Annotated in this window: 18 protein-coding genes; 7 read left to right on the top strand and 11 right to left on the bottom strand. The window is 36.8% G+C overall.

What is annotated here, in order from left to right; translation table 11 throughout:
• Nucleotides 1-23: 23 nt before the first annotated feature.
• The 10 genes from HX062_RS00545 to pdxA form a co-directional block, all read right to left on the bottom strand.
• Nucleotides 24-545, bottom strand: coding sequence for an NADH-quinone oxidoreductase subunit C (locus HX062_RS00545; protein ID WP_286465853.1), 522 nt, complete (start codon nucleotides 543-545; stop codon nucleotides 24-26).
• Between the two features lie 2 nt (nucleotides 546-547).
• The gene (locus tag HX062_RS00550) at nucleotides 548-1,102 is read right to left on the bottom strand and encodes an NADH-quinone oxidoreductase subunit B (protein ID WP_182625874.1); all 555 of its coding nucleotides are present in this window, start codon (nucleotides 1,100-1,102) and stop codon (nucleotides 548-550) included.
• A 12-nt stretch (nucleotides 1,103-1,114) separates the two neighbouring features.
• A complete protein-coding gene (locus HX062_RS00555) occupies nucleotides 1,115-1,480 on the bottom strand; it encodes an NADH-quinone oxidoreductase subunit A (RefSeq protein WP_286465856.1) in 366 nt (121 codons plus the stop codon).
• Between the two features lie 208 nt (nucleotides 1,481-1,688).
• Nucleotides 1,689-1,889 (bottom strand): cold-shock protein, encoded by a 201-nt coding sequence (locus HX062_RS00560; RefSeq protein WP_182625872.1) that lies wholly within the window; start codon nucleotides 1,887-1,889, stop codon nucleotides 1,689-1,691.
• Nucleotides 1,890-2,094: 205 nt separating this feature from the next.
• Nucleotides 2,095-3,447, bottom strand: a complete 1,353-nt coding sequence (gene accC, locus HX062_RS00565; protein WP_286465858.1) for an acetyl-CoA carboxylase biotin carboxylase subunit — start codon at nucleotides 3,445-3,447, stop codon at nucleotides 2,095-2,097.
• A gap of 66 nt (nucleotides 3,448-3,513) precedes the next feature.
• The gene (gene accB / locus HX062_RS00570; RefSeq protein ID WP_286465860.1) at nucleotides 3,514-4,002 is read right to left on the bottom strand and encodes an acetyl-CoA carboxylase biotin carboxyl carrier protein; all 489 of its coding nucleotides are present in this window, start codon (nucleotides 4,000-4,002) and stop codon (nucleotides 3,514-3,516) included.
• 36 nt (nucleotides 4,003-4,038) lie between these two features.
• Entirely contained in the window at nucleotides 4,039-5,034 is a 996-nt protein-coding gene (locus HX062_RS00575; RefSeq protein WP_286465862.1) for a beta-ketoacyl-ACP synthase III, read from the bottom strand.
• Between the two features lie 162 nt (nucleotides 5,035-5,196).
• Entirely contained in the window at nucleotides 5,197-5,394 is a 198-nt protein-coding gene (gene rpmF, locus HX062_RS00580; protein WP_002989043.1) for a 50S ribosomal protein L32, read from the bottom strand.
• Nucleotides 5,395-5,403: 9 nt separating this feature from the next.
• Nucleotides 5,404-5,979 carry a YceD family protein gene (locus tag HX062_RS00585; protein WP_182625866.1) on the bottom strand — a complete coding sequence of 192 codons (576 nt, stop codon included), beginning with the start codon at nucleotides 5,977-5,979 and terminating at the stop codon, nucleotides 5,404-5,406.
• 50 nt (nucleotides 5,980-6,029) lie between these two features.
• Nucleotides 6,030-7,100 carry a 4-hydroxythreonine-4-phosphate dehydrogenase PdxA gene (gene pdxA / locus HX062_RS00590; RefSeq protein ID WP_286465865.1) on the bottom strand — a complete coding sequence of 357 codons (1,071 nt, stop codon included), beginning with the start codon at nucleotides 7,098-7,100 and terminating at the stop codon, nucleotides 6,030-6,032.
• A 57-nt stretch (nucleotides 7,101-7,157) separates the two neighbouring features.
• Here pdxA and HX062_RS00595 point away from each other — a divergent pair, with 57 nt between their 5' ends.
• From HX062_RS00595 to HX062_RS00610, 4 genes are all read left to right on the top strand, one after another.
• A complete protein-coding gene (locus HX062_RS00595; RefSeq protein ID WP_286465866.1) occupies nucleotides 7,158-7,751 on the top strand; it encodes a riboflavin synthase in 594 nt (197 codons plus the stop codon).
• A gap of 66 nt (nucleotides 7,752-7,817) precedes the next feature.
• The gene (locus tag HX062_RS00600) at nucleotides 7,818-8,402 is read left to right on the top strand and encodes an RNA polymerase sigma factor (RefSeq protein WP_182649529.1); all 585 of its coding nucleotides are present in this window, start codon (nucleotides 7,818-7,820) and stop codon (nucleotides 8,400-8,402) included.
• Nucleotides 8,402-8,632 (top strand): hypothetical protein, encoded by a 231-nt coding sequence (locus HX062_RS00605; RefSeq protein WP_182649527.1) that lies wholly within the window; start codon nucleotides 8,402-8,404, stop codon nucleotides 8,630-8,632. Before HX062_RS00600 ends, HX062_RS00605 begins: the two co-directional genes overlap by 1 nt.
• Nucleotides 8,613-9,440, top strand: a complete 828-nt coding sequence (locus HX062_RS00610) for a mechanosensitive ion channel family protein (protein WP_286465871.1) — start codon at nucleotides 8,613-8,615, stop codon at nucleotides 9,438-9,440. Before HX062_RS00605 ends, HX062_RS00610 begins: the two co-directional genes overlap by 20 nt.
• A 268-nt stretch (nucleotides 9,441-9,708) precedes the next feature.
• Here HX062_RS00610 and HX062_RS00615 read toward each other — a convergent pair whose 3' ends face one another.
• Nucleotides 9,709-10,536, bottom strand: coding sequence for a universal stress protein (locus HX062_RS00615; RefSeq protein ID WP_286465875.1), 828 nt, complete (start codon nucleotides 10,534-10,536; stop codon nucleotides 9,709-9,711).
• Nucleotides 10,537-10,715: 179 nt separating this feature from the next.
• Here HX062_RS00615 and rimP point away from each other — a divergent pair, with 179 nt between their 5' ends.
• Genes rimP through infB form a run of 3 tightly spaced genes read left to right on the top strand, consistent with a single transcriptional unit; the run spans nucleotide 10,716 to nucleotide 15,481 of the window.
• Nucleotides 10,716-11,183: a ribosome assembly cofactor RimP gene (gene rimP / locus HX062_RS00620; RefSeq protein WP_286465877.1), complete on the top strand. Its 468-nt coding sequence runs from the start codon at nucleotides 10,716-10,718 to the stop codon at nucleotides 11,181-11,183.
• A gap of 11 nt (nucleotides 11,184-11,194) precedes the next feature.
• Entirely contained in the window at nucleotides 11,195-12,433 is a 1,239-nt protein-coding gene (gene nusA, locus HX062_RS00625) for a transcription termination factor NusA (protein WP_286465879.1), read from the top strand.
• Between the two features lie 51 nt (nucleotides 12,434-12,484).
• Nucleotides 12,485-15,481: a translation initiation factor IF-2 gene (gene infB, locus HX062_RS00630; RefSeq protein WP_286465880.1), complete on the top strand. Its 2,997-nt coding sequence runs from the start codon at nucleotides 12,485-12,487 to the stop codon at nucleotides 15,479-15,481.
• The last annotated feature ends 104 nt before the right edge of the window (nucleotides 15,482-15,585 follow it).

The following is a 15,585-nucleotide window of genomic DNA, read 5'->3' on the forward strand; positions in this document are numbered from 1 at the left end:
TCGTAAATCTTAATCAGTTGTTATTAACAATTGTGAATCGTTCTACCAAAGAAACGATCGTCTTTGTCTGTTCTTCCTTCATCTTCCATTGGAAATTCTTTGCGCAACGGAAAAGATTCCATTTCATCCATATTTAAAATGCGTTTTAACTGTGGATGGTTCTTGAATTTGATGCCGTAAAAATCATACGTTTCTCTTTCTTGCCAGTTGGCTGATTTGAATAAATCGGTCACCGAATCTACGGTTGGATTTTTGCTGCTCAAAAAGGTTTTGAAGCGAATGCGAACATTGTCCATCCAGTTGTGCATATGGTACACCACAGCTAATTGACGATCTTCTTCTGAGTCTGGGTAGTGAACACCGCAAACATCGGTTAGAAAGTTGAAATTCATTTGGTCATTGTCTTTCAAAAACTCAACAACGGCGTGAAGCGTTTCAGGCGCGACTTCGAAAATAAGCATGTCGTGCTGTTCGTGAAATTCCTTAACCGATAAACCAAATTGATCGATTAAAGCCTTTTGAATGATTTGATTATCTAATGCCATATTTATTTACTTTCTATGTTGTAAGATTTTAATAACTCATCGTATTCTTTTGTACCACGTCTGTAGATCGATTCTGCTTTTACGATTTCGTGTAATCGCATAACGCCATCTAAGATTTGTTCAGGTCGAGGAGGGCAGCCAGGTACATAAACATCTACGGGGATTACTTTATCGATACCCTGTAGCACAGAGTATGTGTCAAAAATTCCACCAGAAGAGGCACATGCACCTACGGCGATTACCCATTTGGGTTCAGCCATTTGTTCGTATACTTGGCGTAAGATTGGGGCCATTTTTTTGGAAATTGTACCCATAACCATCAACATATCTGCTTGTCTAGGAGAGAAACTCATACGCTCTGATCCAAAACGCGCAATGTCATACGTAGCAGCCATCGTCGCCATAAATTCAATACCACAACATGAAGTCGCAAAAGGTAAAGGCCACATCGAATTCGAACGTGCCAAACCAACTACTTCACTTAATTTCGTAGCAAAAAAACCTTCTCCCACATATCCTTCAGGAGCTTCTACTGTTTTATATTTTTTATCGCTCATCTTCCTAGTTTTTTAATCCCATTCGAGACCTTTCTTTTTAAATTCATATAATAGTCCAACTAATAACAGGAACAAGAAAATTCCCATCTTAGCAAATCCATCCCATCCCAATTCTTGAAAGTTCATCGCCCAAGGGTAAAGGAATACCACTTCAACATCAAATAAAACAAAGAGAATAGCGACTAAGAAATATTTTACGTTAAAAGGAATACGTGCGTTTCCCAATGATTCTAGTCCACATTCCCAAGTACTATCCTTGATTTTTGATTTTTTTCTAGGCCCTAGTTTACCTGAGACCCATATCGTCACTGCTACAAATCCCGCAGCTAGTGCAATTTGCATTAAAATTGGTATAAAATCGAGTTGACTTGATTGCATAAGTACAAGTTTTATGTTAGAATACAACATACAAATATAGAGCCCTAGATCGTCTTAACAAAGCTTTAGAACTCTTGGTGTTGGGCTAAATCTTTAATATTGTGCAATATGTATTTAGATTAATTATAAATAGTAGATATAGGCATAAAAAAAGCTACCTAATCGAAATTAGATAGCTTTACTGTAACGGAAAATTATATATATTTTCTTAATCTTCTATCACTTGTACATTAGTGGCAATAAGCCCTTTTTTACCTTGTTCCTCTTCGTAAGAAACGCGGTTACCTTGTTCTACGTTCTTTGTTTTTAAACCAGTGATGTGAACAAAGATGTCTTGTTTAGTAGCTTCATTTGTAATGAAACCAAATCCTTTGTCTTCGTTGAAGAATTTAATTACGCCTGTGTGCATTTTAAAAAAATAAAAATATTAGAACACCAAATATATAGTTTTTTTAGTGTCTAAAGGGGCTGAATTTGAATTTTTTATTAAAAAATATTCCCACTTGTCTTTTTTTTAATTTTTCTTGTGTTTTCAACGCTTTAAAAGGGGTGTTTTTAGAAAAAAATAGAGGGAACTAAATTTAGTTCCCTCTATTTGTATTGGCATCTTGCGATTATTCTTCTTCTAATGGTTTCATGTGGAATGATTCCATGAAAGCCGTTGTATAGTTTCCTGCTTTGTAGTTTGGATCGTCCATCAACTGTCTGTGGAATGGAATTGTTGTTTTGATCCCTTCGATAACAAACTCATCTAATGCACGTTTCATTTTGTTGATTGCTTCTTCTCTTGTTTGAGCAGTTGTGATCAACTTAGCAATCATTGAATCGTAGTTAGGCGGGATAGAGTATCCTGAGTATACGTGTGTATCTAAACGCACACCATGTCCTCCTGGTGCATGCAACGTTGTGATTCTTCCTGGAGAAGGTCTAAAATCGTTGAATGGATCTTCTGCGTTGATACGACATTCGATCGAGTGTAATTTTGGCGTGTAGTTTTTACCAGAAATAGGCACACCTGCAGCCACTAAGATTTGCTCGCGAATTAAATCGTAATCAATTACTTGCTCTGTAATTGGGTGCTCTACTTGGATACGCGTATTCATTTCCATGAAGTAGAAGTTGCGATCTTTGTCCACTAAGAACTCAATCGTTCCTGCTCCTTCATATTTGATGAATTCAGCAGCTTTTACAGCCGCTAATCCCATTTTGTCTCTCAATTCATCTGTCATGAATGGAGAAGGAGTTTCTTCCGTAAGTTTTTGGTGACGTCTTTGGATTGAACAGTCTCTTTCAGATAAGTGACAAGCTTTTCCATAAGAATCTCCTACTACTTGGATTTCGATATGACGAGGATCAACGATTAGTTTTTCCATGTACATTCCGTCATTTCCAAAAGCAGCAGCTGCTTCTTGACGTGCACTTTCCCAAGCTTTTTCTATTTCTTCTTCTTTGAAGATCTCACGCATCCCTTTTCCACCACCTCCAGCAGTTGCTTTCATCATCACAGGGTAACCAATGGCTTTGGCTGTTTTTTTTGCGTGTTCTAAAGATTCTAACAACCCATCAGAACCTGGAACCGTAGGTACTCCAGCTAGCTTCATTGTTTCTTTTGCTGTTGCTTTGTCTCCCATTTTCTCGATCATCTCTGGAGAGGCACCGATAAATTTTACTCCGTGCTCTTGACAGATTTTAGAAAACTTTGCATTTTCAGCTAAGAAGCCATATCCTGGGTGTATCGCATCAGCATTTGTGATTTCAGCTGCAGCGATAATGTTGGAAATTTTTAAATATGATAGGTTTGAGGGAGCAGGTCCAATACATACAGCTTCATCAGCGAAGCGTACGTGAAGACTATCTGCATCTGCAGTTGAATAAACCGCTACAGTTTTAATTCCCATTTCTTTACACGTTCTAATGATGCGTAAAGCAATTTCACCTCTATTAGCTACTAATATTTTTTTAAACATCTTCTGAAATTTTAAATTCTAATTTTACTTTTCTTCTTTGCAAGCAGAGAAGGGTTGTCTAATTTCTTAAGATGGGTCAACTAAGAATAAAGGTTGATCAAACTCAACAGGTGACGAATCGTCAACTAAGATTTTTACAATTTTACCTGAAACTTCAGATTCAATTTCGTTGAATAACTTCATTGCTTCAATAACACAAACGACATCGCCAGGTTTGATTACAGTTCCTACTTCTGCGAAAGGAGCTTTATCTGGGGCTGGTTTTCTGTAGAATGTTCCAATGATTGGAGATTTTACAGTAATGTATTTTGCATCTTCTCCTGCTGGAGCTGCCGCTGCTGGAGCATCAGTTGCTACTGGAGCTGCCGCTGGAGTAGCTACAGCTGCTTGTGGCATAGATTGCGCTACTGGAACTTGTTGGATATACGTTGTTTCAGTGCTTCCTGTTTCTGTTGTTTTGATGGTGATTTTAAAATCATCCATTTCTAATTTTACTTCTGTAGCTCCTGATTTCGCTACGAATTTGATTAGGTTTTGAATTTCTTTAATGTCCATACTAATGTATTGGTTAGTTGTTTTTTCTAAATTAATTTAACTATTGTAAGCCCACTTTAGGTATATTGATCCCCACGTGAATCCACCACCAAATGTAGCAAAAATGATATTATCACCTTTTTTCAATTGGCTTTCGTAATCACACAGTAATAGGGGTAAAGTAGCAGAGGTTGTATTTCCGTATCGCTCAATGTTCAGTAAGACTTTAGATTCGTCTAGTCCCATGCGATGTGCAGTAGCATCGATAATGCGTTTGTTTGCCTGATGTGCCGCTAACCAATTGATATCGGTATGCGTTAAATTGTTGCGTTGCATGATTTTTTCGCTCACATCTGCCATGTTGGATACGGCATATTTGAAAACAGTTTTTCCATCTTGGAACACATAGTGTTGTCTGTTGGCTACTGTTTCTGCGCTTGTTGGTAAAATAGAACCACCAGCGTCAATTTTTAAATATTCTCTTCCGATTCCGTCACTTCTTAGGTATTCATCCATAATTCCGTAACCTTCGGTATTGGGTTCAAATAGTACGGCTCCGGCAGCATCACCAAAGATGATACACGTAGCGCGATCGGTATAATCGATGATCGAAGACATTTTGTCTGATCCAATTAACAATACTTTTTTGTATTTACCAGATTCAATATAAGCAGAGGCAACAGACATCCCATATAAGAAGCTTGAACAAGCAGCTTGTAGATCAAAGGCAAATGCATTGGTTGCGCCAATTTGAGTAGCTACGTATACACCTGTAATTGCTACAGGCATATCAGGGGTTGCTGTTGACAATAGAACTAGGTCTATCTCTTTTGGATCTATTCCCGATTTTTTAATTAAGTCTTCCGCAGCTTTAATAGCCATGTGGGAAGTTCCTTTACCAGGTTCTTTAAGAATTCGTCGTTCTTTAATTCCTGTTCGAGAGGTAATCCACTCGTCGTTGGTTTCAACCATTTTTTCTAAATCCGCGTTGGTCAACTTTGTCTCAGGCAAATAACAACCAACTGCAGTAATGGCTGCATGTATTTTTGTCATATGGTGTTGCTTTACTTTATAAAAACATTCCAAAAAGAAGCGAAAATTACAAAAAAAAAACGAATTGGAGCTTTTTTAAGTCTTAAAACTCGTTGTCTTAGTAAATTTCAACAAAAAAAAACTCTCACACACTGTGAGAGTTTATTGTGTTTTTTGAAAAGCTTATGCTTCTACTGCTGTTGTTTTATCAATTACAACTTGTCCTCTGTAGTAAAGTTTTCCTTCGTGCCAGTAAGCTCTGTGGAATAAGTGAGCTTCACCAGTAACAGGACAAGTAGCGATAGTTGGAGCTACAGCTTTGTAGTGTGTTCTTCTTTTATCTCTTCTTGTTTTCGAGGTCTTTCTCTTAGGATGTGCCATTTTACTATATTATTTATCCGTTAATAGTTTTTTTAATTTTTCCCATCTAGGGTCTATATCTTCATTTTCTGAATCTTCATCGGCGGACTCCGCTTGTGAATCTTCTAGGTCAATGTCTTCGTCTTCCTCGTCACTGTCAAATAAAAAATCGAATTCATCTTCGTCAAATTCGTCTTCTGCTGCTTCAGGACTAACTCGCTTTACTGGAATTGCAAGGGCTACTAATTCGTATATATACTGAGTAAGATTAACCTCATACTCATTAAATGGTACAATTAGTACTTCATCGTGATCGTTGTTGAATTCCTCTCCAAACTTGACAATGAGGTTAAATTCATTCTCAATTGGAAGATCAAAGTCTTCATTTGTAACATCACAAGGTACATTTGCAATCCCTTTTGCTTTCAAATTAATCTCTAAAAGGGTAGCTTTTTTATTTAAAAGAACGCTAATATTTGCTTGTATACTGTTGAAATCATCGTAATTGTAATGTTTAAAAAAATTACTATCTACTTGATATTCAAAAGTATGTTCTCCATTTTTCAATCCAATAAAGGATATCGAATATGTTTTTTCGGTATTCATCAAATACATGATTTGAGCGTGCAAAGATAAAAAATTATTATTATTACAAGCTAATTATCAAATTTTTTTGTATTATTTTCTTTTTCTTGGGGCATTAAAGGATTGCTCTTAGCTTCGATATTTCGGTTTCGGTTTCTGAAAACATCGAGGGCTAGATACAACGCCTCGCGAAAAGAAGTAGGATCAGCTAGGTTTTTTCCTGCGATGTCATAAGCCGTTCCGTGGTCTGGAGAGGTTCTAATCTTGTTTAAACCTGCGGTGTAATTCACCCCTTTGCTAAATGACAACGCTTTGAAAGGAGCCAATCCTTGGTCGTGATAACAGGCAATGACAGCGTCAAAGCTGTTGTATAGTTGCGAACCAAAAAATCCGTCCGCTGGAAAGGGTCCTGATACTAGGATGCCTTCCTCTGCTAGTTTTGTTAAGGTTGGTTTCATGATTTCTTGTTCTTCTACACCAATGACACCTTCGTCTCCTGCATGTGGATTAAGCCCCAAAACTGCAATGCGCGGATTGAAAATGTTGAAATCTTGCTGTAAAGTCTCTCGTACCGTTTTTACTTTTTCGATGATGCGTTCCGCTGTAATCGCTTGTGCAACGTCTTGTAAAGGAAGGTGATCGGTTAACAATCCAACTTTTAGATTGTCGCTCACTAAAAGCATTAAAGCATGACCCTCCAATTGCTCATTGAGGTAATTGGTGTGTCCTGGATGTTTAAACTCCTCCGATTGGCTGTTGTATTTGTTGATGGGAGCCGTAACAAGCAAGTCAATCGTTCCGTTTTTTAACGCTTCTGTAGCGGCAACAAAAGATTTAATTGCATAATCACCGACCACAGGATCGTTCACACCAAAATTGATGTTTACGTTTTCCTTCCACAAATTTAATACGTTCAGCTTACCTGGAACGGTTTGGTCTAAACTGTCAATGCCCTGAAAATTCACATTGCTATTGATGTTCTTTTTGATATATGATAAGGGTTTTGAACTACCAAAGATAACGGGAGTACAAAGCTCTAGCATTCTATTGTCTTCGAAACATTTAAGGATAACTTCGGGGCCAATACCATTTAAATCGCCTATTGATATTCCTACCCTAACATTTTCTTCTTTATGGCTCATAGTTTCGTATAAATTATTAGTAATTTTGAAAACAAATTTAATAAAATAAATGGAGTAATGTTTACAGGAATTGTTGAAGAAATTGCAATCATTAAAAATAGTGTCAAAGAAAAGGAAAATATACACCTTACGGTATCGTGTTCTTTCGTTGAGGAATTGAAGATAGACCAAAGTGTTTTACACAATGGAATCTGTTTGACTGTGGTAGCTATAAAGGATGAAACCTTTACTGTGACGGCGATCAAAGAAACGATTGATGTGACAACTTTAGGAAAATGGACCATTGGACAAGAGATTAATTTGGAGCGCGGCATGTTAGCCAATGCGCGTTTGGATGGTCATATTGTGCAAGGTCATGTCGATGCAGTAGGAACTTGTGTGTCTATTGTGGATGCTGAAGGAAGTACGTATTACGGATTTGAATACGATAAACAAGTAAAGCACACAACCATACCGAAGGGATCTATTACTATCGACGGTACGAGTCTAACTGTTGTAGATTCGGGTATCAATACCTTTAGTGTTGCAATTATTCCCTATACAAAAGAACATACCATTTTCAAAAACTATCAGGTAGGAGACAAGGTGAACTTGGAATTTGATGTTATCGGGAAGTATGTGGAAAAATTGTTGCAGATTAGGAATATTTAAGAACTTAGTGTTAAATATTCAAAGTGTCTGTTAAGATATATTACATTTGGATGGTAAAATAGTAATATGAGAATGAATGTGCAAAGTCAAAACTTTGTTTCGATGACGGATGAAGAGCTAGTTCAGTTCATTATCCACAATGGAAATACAAGTTTGTTTGGTATTATCTATGACCGCTACGGTCAGAAGGTGTATCAAAAATGCTTGGGGTTTGCTGAATCCCGGGATGCTGCAGAAGACTTGACGCAGGATGTTTTCGTCAAATTATACCTTAATTTAAAGTCGTTTAGAGGGGAAGCGAAATTTTCAACCTGGCTTTATTCATTTACGTATAATCATTGCGTGAACTATTCAAAGTCTATTTTGAAGCGGCAACGAGATAATATAGAATTACAGGAAGAAGCAATGTATGTTTCTACTGTAGATGAGGAAGTGTCTGATGAAGAAATCTTTTCACTAACTGTGGAAAAACTTCAAGAAGCACTTGGTTTAATCGACCCTGAAGATAAAATCGTTTTATTGATGAAGTATCAAGATGATAAATCAATAAGAGAAATAGCGCTACTGCTTGAATTAGGAGAGAGTGCGGTTAAAATGCGATTACACAGGGCTAAAAAGAAGATTGTGGAATTATATAATTCGTTGTCATAATGGAAAATCCCTTTAAGAAAATACTGCAAGACGAGAAATTGCCGGACTATCTGAAAGATCGGGTGATTGACAATTTGAATTTTATTAAACTCTCTTTGGATGTTTCGGAATTATATACGGTACAGGTGCCTAAAGTAGTTGAATCATTTATTGGTGATGTTGATAGAGAAGAAGAAAAGAAAATAATAGAAAAAATTAAAAAAGAAGATCATGATGGAGAAATTATATAGTTTTGAATATCCAAGTGAGATGATTAATGACGTGATGAACTCACTGATAAAAGGTGTTTTTGGTTTTTTACTCATTGCGGGATATGTCCTGTTGTGTTGGTTGTTGTTGAAGCTTTTTTCCTACATCCTTCGAAAAGTATTTAAGCTGATTCGCTTGGAAAAAATTCAAGAAGGACTAGATGATAATGAGTTCTTGAGCAAAATTAAGATACGCGTGAAAGTCGATGCGATCATGCTCTTTTTTGTAAAAGTATTCTTGGTTTTCTTGATGGTATTGATTGGAGCAGAATTGTTCGGCTTGGAAATCGTATCTCGTGAAATAGGAAACCTCATGATGTTTGTTCCTAAGCTGTTTGTTGCGTTGTTGATCTTTATTGGTGGGCTATACTTCGCTTCTTGGATCAAGAAAGTTATTGTCGAAGTACTGAAAGCAGTTGATTTTGTCGGCGCCCGAATGATCGGAAATATTTTGTTCTATTTGATTTTGATTTTTGTTGTGATAACGACGTTAAATCAAATGGGAATTGATACGTCTATCATAACGAGTAATATTTCTATTATTATAGGAGCAATCTTATTAACTGTGGCGCTGTCTTTGGGCTTGGGAGCAAAAGATGTGGTGACGAAGTTGTTGTATTCCTTTTATGCGAGAAAGAACTTAGAGATCGGTCAATATGTGTCTATTGATGGATTGCAAGGTTACGTGATCTCTATTGATAATATCTACTTGTGTTTACTAGTAGAAGGAAAGAAAAATTATATTCCAATTAAGACGGTTTCAGAAAGTCATATTGAAATATTAAAATAAAAAATGCCTTCGGGCATTTTTTTTTTGGATAGAGGTGAGAAGAAAGAAAAAATGTATTTTTTTTGTTCTATGCTCTTTGTGAAGTTGTTGAATTTTCGCAAGCTCACAAAGTACAAATCTCACCAACTAATACAAAAAAAGGTTCGCTCTTTTAAAGATCGAACCTTTTTTTGTAAATAAATTTCCTCGTTTATCTCACCTATTTTATATTTGTTTTGGTGTTCGATGAATCTTCACTGCGTTGCGATTTCTTCTTTCCAATCAGAAATTAGTCGATTTTGAAAGTCAAAACTGAAATTGGTGAATGGTTAACCAAGTCTTCGCTAATACTTCCGTTAAAGAAGTGTGCTAAGCCTGTGCGACCATGTGTAGCGATAGCGATTAAATCTGCGTCTATTTTTTTACAGTAGTTTAAGATTCCCTTTTCTACATTGATATCATTGTAGATGCTTAGGTCAAATTCTTTATCTGTGATGTCTTCTAAGAATGTTTCTAGTGTTTCTTCTGCTACATGTGTAGGTTTGAAGCTATTCGGTGTATTGACCATTAATAGGTGTAAATCTGCTCCTACTACTTTGTTTAACGCTAAAGTGCTTTTGAAAGAGTCTTTCATTTCGCTTGTAAAGTCAGAAGCAAAAACAACATCTTTAATGCAGTTGTCTTCAAACTCACCTTTCACTACAAATACAGGTACAGGAGAGGTGCGTACTACTTTTTGTGTATTAGATCCCACAAAGTACTCTTTCATTCCACTTGCTCCGTGAGAACCCATAACAATTAGGTCTGCCCCATTGTGTACCGCAGATTTAGTAACCCCTTGAGAGGTGCGGTCTAAGATTAAGCTTGTTGAAACCGTTAATCCTTCAAATAGCGGATCTAGCGCAATTTGTTGTAATTTTTGTTCTGCTGCATTTTTGAAAAACATCACTTCCGGTGCAGGTGTACCTTTACTAATACCATCACTTGCTTCTTGAGGCAAATCTAAGATGTGTAGTAAGATGATTTCTGCATGGTATTTTTTTGCAAAATTCACTCCCGCTTTAATTGCGTTTTGGGCTTGTTGTGAAAAATCGGTTGGTATTAGTATTTTCTTCATAATTACGTATAAAAGTGGATTAAGTATTTAACATGTTTTTTTGGTGTTCTAAATTTAAGCATATAATTATCAATACACAAAAGTTTTTATTACTACAAAAAAAATAGTATATTTGCAGCGTTATTTATTAAAGAAGTTAAATAATGAGGGGACGTAATAGTCCCCTCTTTTTATAGCATATGACATTTAAAAACAAAGTACAAGAGTTGTTGGATGCGGCTTTAGCTGAGAAGCCAGAGTTGTTTTTGATTGAAATGACAATTTCTCCAGACAATAAGATCATGGTGACCTTAGATGGAGATCGCGGGGTTAATTTGCAAGACTGCATTGATGTAAGTAGAGGTATTGAGCACAATTTAGACAAAGAAGAACATGATTTTGCTTTGGAAGTTGCTTCTGCAGGTGCTACATCACCGTTGAAAATGTTGCGTCAGTATAAAAAGAATATTGGTCGAAAAGTGAAGTTAGTAACTTTGGATCAAGAGAAATATGAAGCGACGATAACGGAAGTCAGAGAAGCATCGATCGTATTACAGTGGAAAGCTCGCGAGGCAAAAGCTGTTGGAAAAGGAAAGGTTACAGTTGAAAAAGAAGCTGTTATACCATTCGAAAATATAAAAGAAGCTAGTATAATAATTTCATTTTAAAAAAATATCAGATGGAGAATAGTGGTTTAGTAGAATCGTTCTCAGAATTTCAAGAGTTAAAATACATTGATAGAGTTACGTTAATGGCCATCTTGGAAGATGTATTCAGAAATGCATTGAAAAAGAAATATGGTGATGACGATAACTTCGATATCATTATTAACCCTGATAAAGGAGATTTCCAGGTTTTTAGAAGCAGAATCGTTGTAAATGACGGTGAAGTAGAAGATGATAAATACGAGATTTCATTAAGTGAAGCGAGAAAGATTGAGTCGGATTTTGAAGTAGGAGAAGAAGTTTCAGAAGAGGTGAAATTAGAAGATATTGGTAGAAGAGCGGTATTAGCTTTGCGTCAATATTTGAATTCAAAAGTAACGGAGCATGACAATGCTACGCTATATAAGCAGTTTAAAGAGGTAATCGGAGAGATTTACGCAGCAGAAGTGCATCATATTCGTCCAAAAGTTGTAATTTTGATGGATGATGAAGGAAATGAGATTGTTTTGCCAAAAGAAAAACAAATTCCTTCTGACTTTTTCAGAAAAGGAGATACGGTAAAAGGAATTATTGAGGCAGTTGAATTGAAAGGAGCAAAACCTCAGATTATCATGTCTAGAACGTCTAACCGTTTCTTAGAAAGATTATTAGAACAAGAAATTCCTGAAATTGGAGAAGATAAAATTTTCGTTAAGAAAGTAGTTCGTATCCCAGGAGAAAAAGCAAAAATTGCTGTTGAAGGATCAGACGATCGCATCGATCCAGTTGGAGCATGTGTGGGGATGAAAGGATCTCGTATCCACGGTATCGTAAGAGAACTAGGAAACGAAAATATCGATGTTATTCATTACACAGCTAATACAGACTTGTTTATCAAACGTGCATTAGCACCAGCAAAAGTAAACAAGGTTGTATTCGACGAGGAGACGAAAAAAGCAAATGTATATTTAGATACAGAAGAAGTATCTAGAGCAATTGGTAAAGGAGGGCAAAACATTAAGTTAGCAGGAATGTTAACGGGATTTGATATCGATGTAATGCGCGAATTAAACCCAGAAGACGACGATGTTGAATTAAGAGAATTCAGCGATGAAATCGACATGTGGGTGATTGAAGAGTTTGCTAAGATTGGATTAGATACAGCAAAAAGCGTGTTGAACTTGAGTGTTGAAGAGTTAATCAAACGCACCGACTTAGAAGAAGAGACCATTCAAGATGTTCTCCGTATTCTGAAGGAAGAGTTCGAAGATTAAATCGATACTTCTAGGAACAACACAACACAAATAATACACTAAAAAGATAATATGTCTGAAGAAAGAGCAATAAGAATAAATAAAGTTTTAAGGGAATTAAATATTTCTCTAGATAGAGCCGTGGACTTTTTGAAAGGCAAAGGGTATGAAATCGAGGCAACTCCAAATGCTAAGATTTCCCAAGAAGAATTTAACGTTCTAAATAAACAGTTTTCTGCTGATAGAGGGAAGAAGGAAGCTTCTATTGAAGTAAGTGAAGAGAAGAGAAAAGAAAAGGAAGCGCTTAAAGTTGAGCGTGAACGCGAATTAGAAGAAAAGAGAAAACAAGAAGAACAAGCTCGTATCAAGAAAGAACAAGAGATCATTAGAGCCAAAGCAGAAGAGCAAGTTGCTATTAAAACTGTGGGTCAAATTGATCTTGAACCTAAAAAAACTTTAGAATCTTCTTCAGCCGTATTGGATAAAGTAGTGGAGAAAGAAGAGATTAAAGCTGAGCCTGTAAAGAGAGAAGAACCAGTTGCGAAAGAAAGCGTTGCACAAGAAAAAGTAGAGGAGAAAGTTCAAGCTGCTCCTGCTGCTGAGGTTAATGTCGATTCTAAAACTGATTCAGCAAAAAATACGACAAAAAAAGGTGAAACGAAGAAAGTAGCCAATAAAGAATCAAAAGTAAAAGACAAACCTGTGGAAGAAAAGCAACATAAGGAGTCTGCTAAAGTAGCAAACGAAGAAACTAAAGTAGTTGAAGACGATAAGGTTGATGCGAAGTTAGGTGATGAGATCATCAAAACGAACTATCAAAAACTTTCGGGAACTACATTTACAGGGCAAACGATCGATTTATCTCAGTTTGACAAGCCTAAAAAGAAGAAGGAAGAGAAGAAAGATGACAAAAAAGGCAATGTAGCTGGTAGAAATAAAAGAAAGCGTATTGCAAAACCAAACAACGCTGAAGGTGCTGGAAATACTCCAAATAATGCTGGAGCAAATGCAAACAAAGCAGGTGGAAATAACGCAAATCGCCCAGGTGGTAACGCAAATCGCCCAGGCGGAAACAATGCAAATCGCCCAGGTGGAAACAATGGGAAATTCAATAAAAATAACAACAACAACCGTCGAAATGCTCCAGTTGTAAAAGCTGAGCCAACGGAAGAAGAAGTTAAAAACCAAATTAAAGAAACGCTAGAGCGTTTACAAGGTAAAGGTAACAGATCTAAAGCAGCGAAATATCGTAGAGATAAACGCGATGTTCACCGTAAGAAATCAGACGAGGAACAAAGAGCTTTAGAAGCAGGAAGCAAAGTGCTTAAAGTAACAGAATTCGTTACTGTAGGTGAAATTGCTACCATGATGGATGTGCCTATTACGAAAGTGATCGGAACTTGTATGTCTTTGGGTATCATGGTAACGATGAACCAACGTTTGGATGCTGAAACATTGACTATTGTTGCAGACGAATTTGGTTATGAAGTAGACTTTACAACAGCTGACTTAGAAGAAGCTATTGAAGAAGCACCAGACAGACCAGAAGATTTAAAATCTCGTGCACCTATCGTTACGGTAATGGGACACGTGGATCACGGTAAGACCTCTTTGTTGGATTACGTGCGTAAAGCAAACGTAATTGCAGGAGAGTCTGGAGGAATTACACAGCACATTGGTGCATATGGAGTAACGTTAGAGAATGGTCAACAAATTACCTTCTTAGATACACCAGGTCACGAGGCGTTTACCGCAATGCGTGCACGTGGAGCTCAAGTTACCGATATCGTAATTATCGTAATCGCTGCCGATGATGACATCATGCCACAAACGAAAGAGGCAATCAGTCACGCACAAGCAGCAGGAGTGCCAATTATTTTCGCTATCAATAAAGTGGATAAGCCAACGGCTAACCCTGAGAAAATTAAAGAAAAATTAGCTTCGATGAACTTGTTAGTTGAAGAGTGGGGTGGTACTTACCAATCACAAGATATTTCAGCGAAACAAGGAATCGGAATGAAAGAATTGTTGGAGAAAGTTTTACTTGAAGCAGAGATGCTTGAGTTAAAAGCAAACCCTGACAAACTTGCTTCAGGTACTGTTGTAGAAGCGTATTTAGATAAAGGACGCGGATATGTATCTACCGTATTAGTTCAAGCTGGTACATTAAGAGTAGGGGATTACCTATTAGCAGGATGTAACCACGGTAAAGTACGTGCTATGCACGATGAACGTGGAAACTCTGTAAAAGAGGCAGGACCTTCAAGACCAATTTCTGTATTGGGATTAGATGGAGCACCAGGTGCGGGAGATAAATTCAACGTGTTTGAAGAAGAGAAAGAAGCAAAACAAATTGCAGCAAAACGTACACAATTGTTACGTGAGCAATCAGTTCGTGCACAAAGACATATTACTTTAGCAGAGATCGGACGTCGTATCGCTTTAGGAGATTTCAAAGAGTTGAACATCATCTTAAAAGGAGACGTGGACGGATCTGTAGAAGCACTTTCTGATTCATTCTCTAAATTGTCAACAGAAGAAATTCAAATCAATATCATTCACAAAGGAGTGGGTGCAATTACTGAATCTGACGTATTGTTAGCGTCTGCATCAGATGCGATTATTATCGGATTCAACGTACGTCCAATGGCTTCTGCTAAAGTATTAGCAGATAAAGAGGAAATCGATATCAGAAACTACTCGATTATCTATGACGCAATTGACGACTTAAAAGATGCAATGGAAGGTATGCTATCTCCAGAGTTGAAAGAAGAAGTTACAGGTACTGCAGAAATTAGAGAGCTATTCAAAATTTCTAAAGTTGGTACAATTGCAGGATGTATGGTTATTGATGGAAAAATCTTCCGTAATTCTAAGATCCGCTTAATCCGCGAAGGAGTTGTTATCTATACTGGTGAGCTTACTGCGCTTAAACGTTTCAAAGATGACGTAAAAGAAGTATCGAAAGGATATGATTGTGGTATCCAAATTAAGAACTACAACGATATCAAAGAATACGATACAATTGAGGCATTCCAAGAAGTAGAAGTAAAGAAAAAATTGAAGTAATTCAATTTGAATTAAATAGGAAAGAGAGATTCGCAAGAGTCTCTCTTTTTTTATGACAAAATGTCGCTTTTTTTGATTTGGCGCGCCATTTGCTATTTTACTTT

The organism is Myroides sp. DF42-4-2 (genome assembly GCF_030326445.1).
GTDB lineage: Bacteria > Bacteroidota > Bacteroidia > Flavobacteriales > Flavobacteriaceae > Flavobacterium.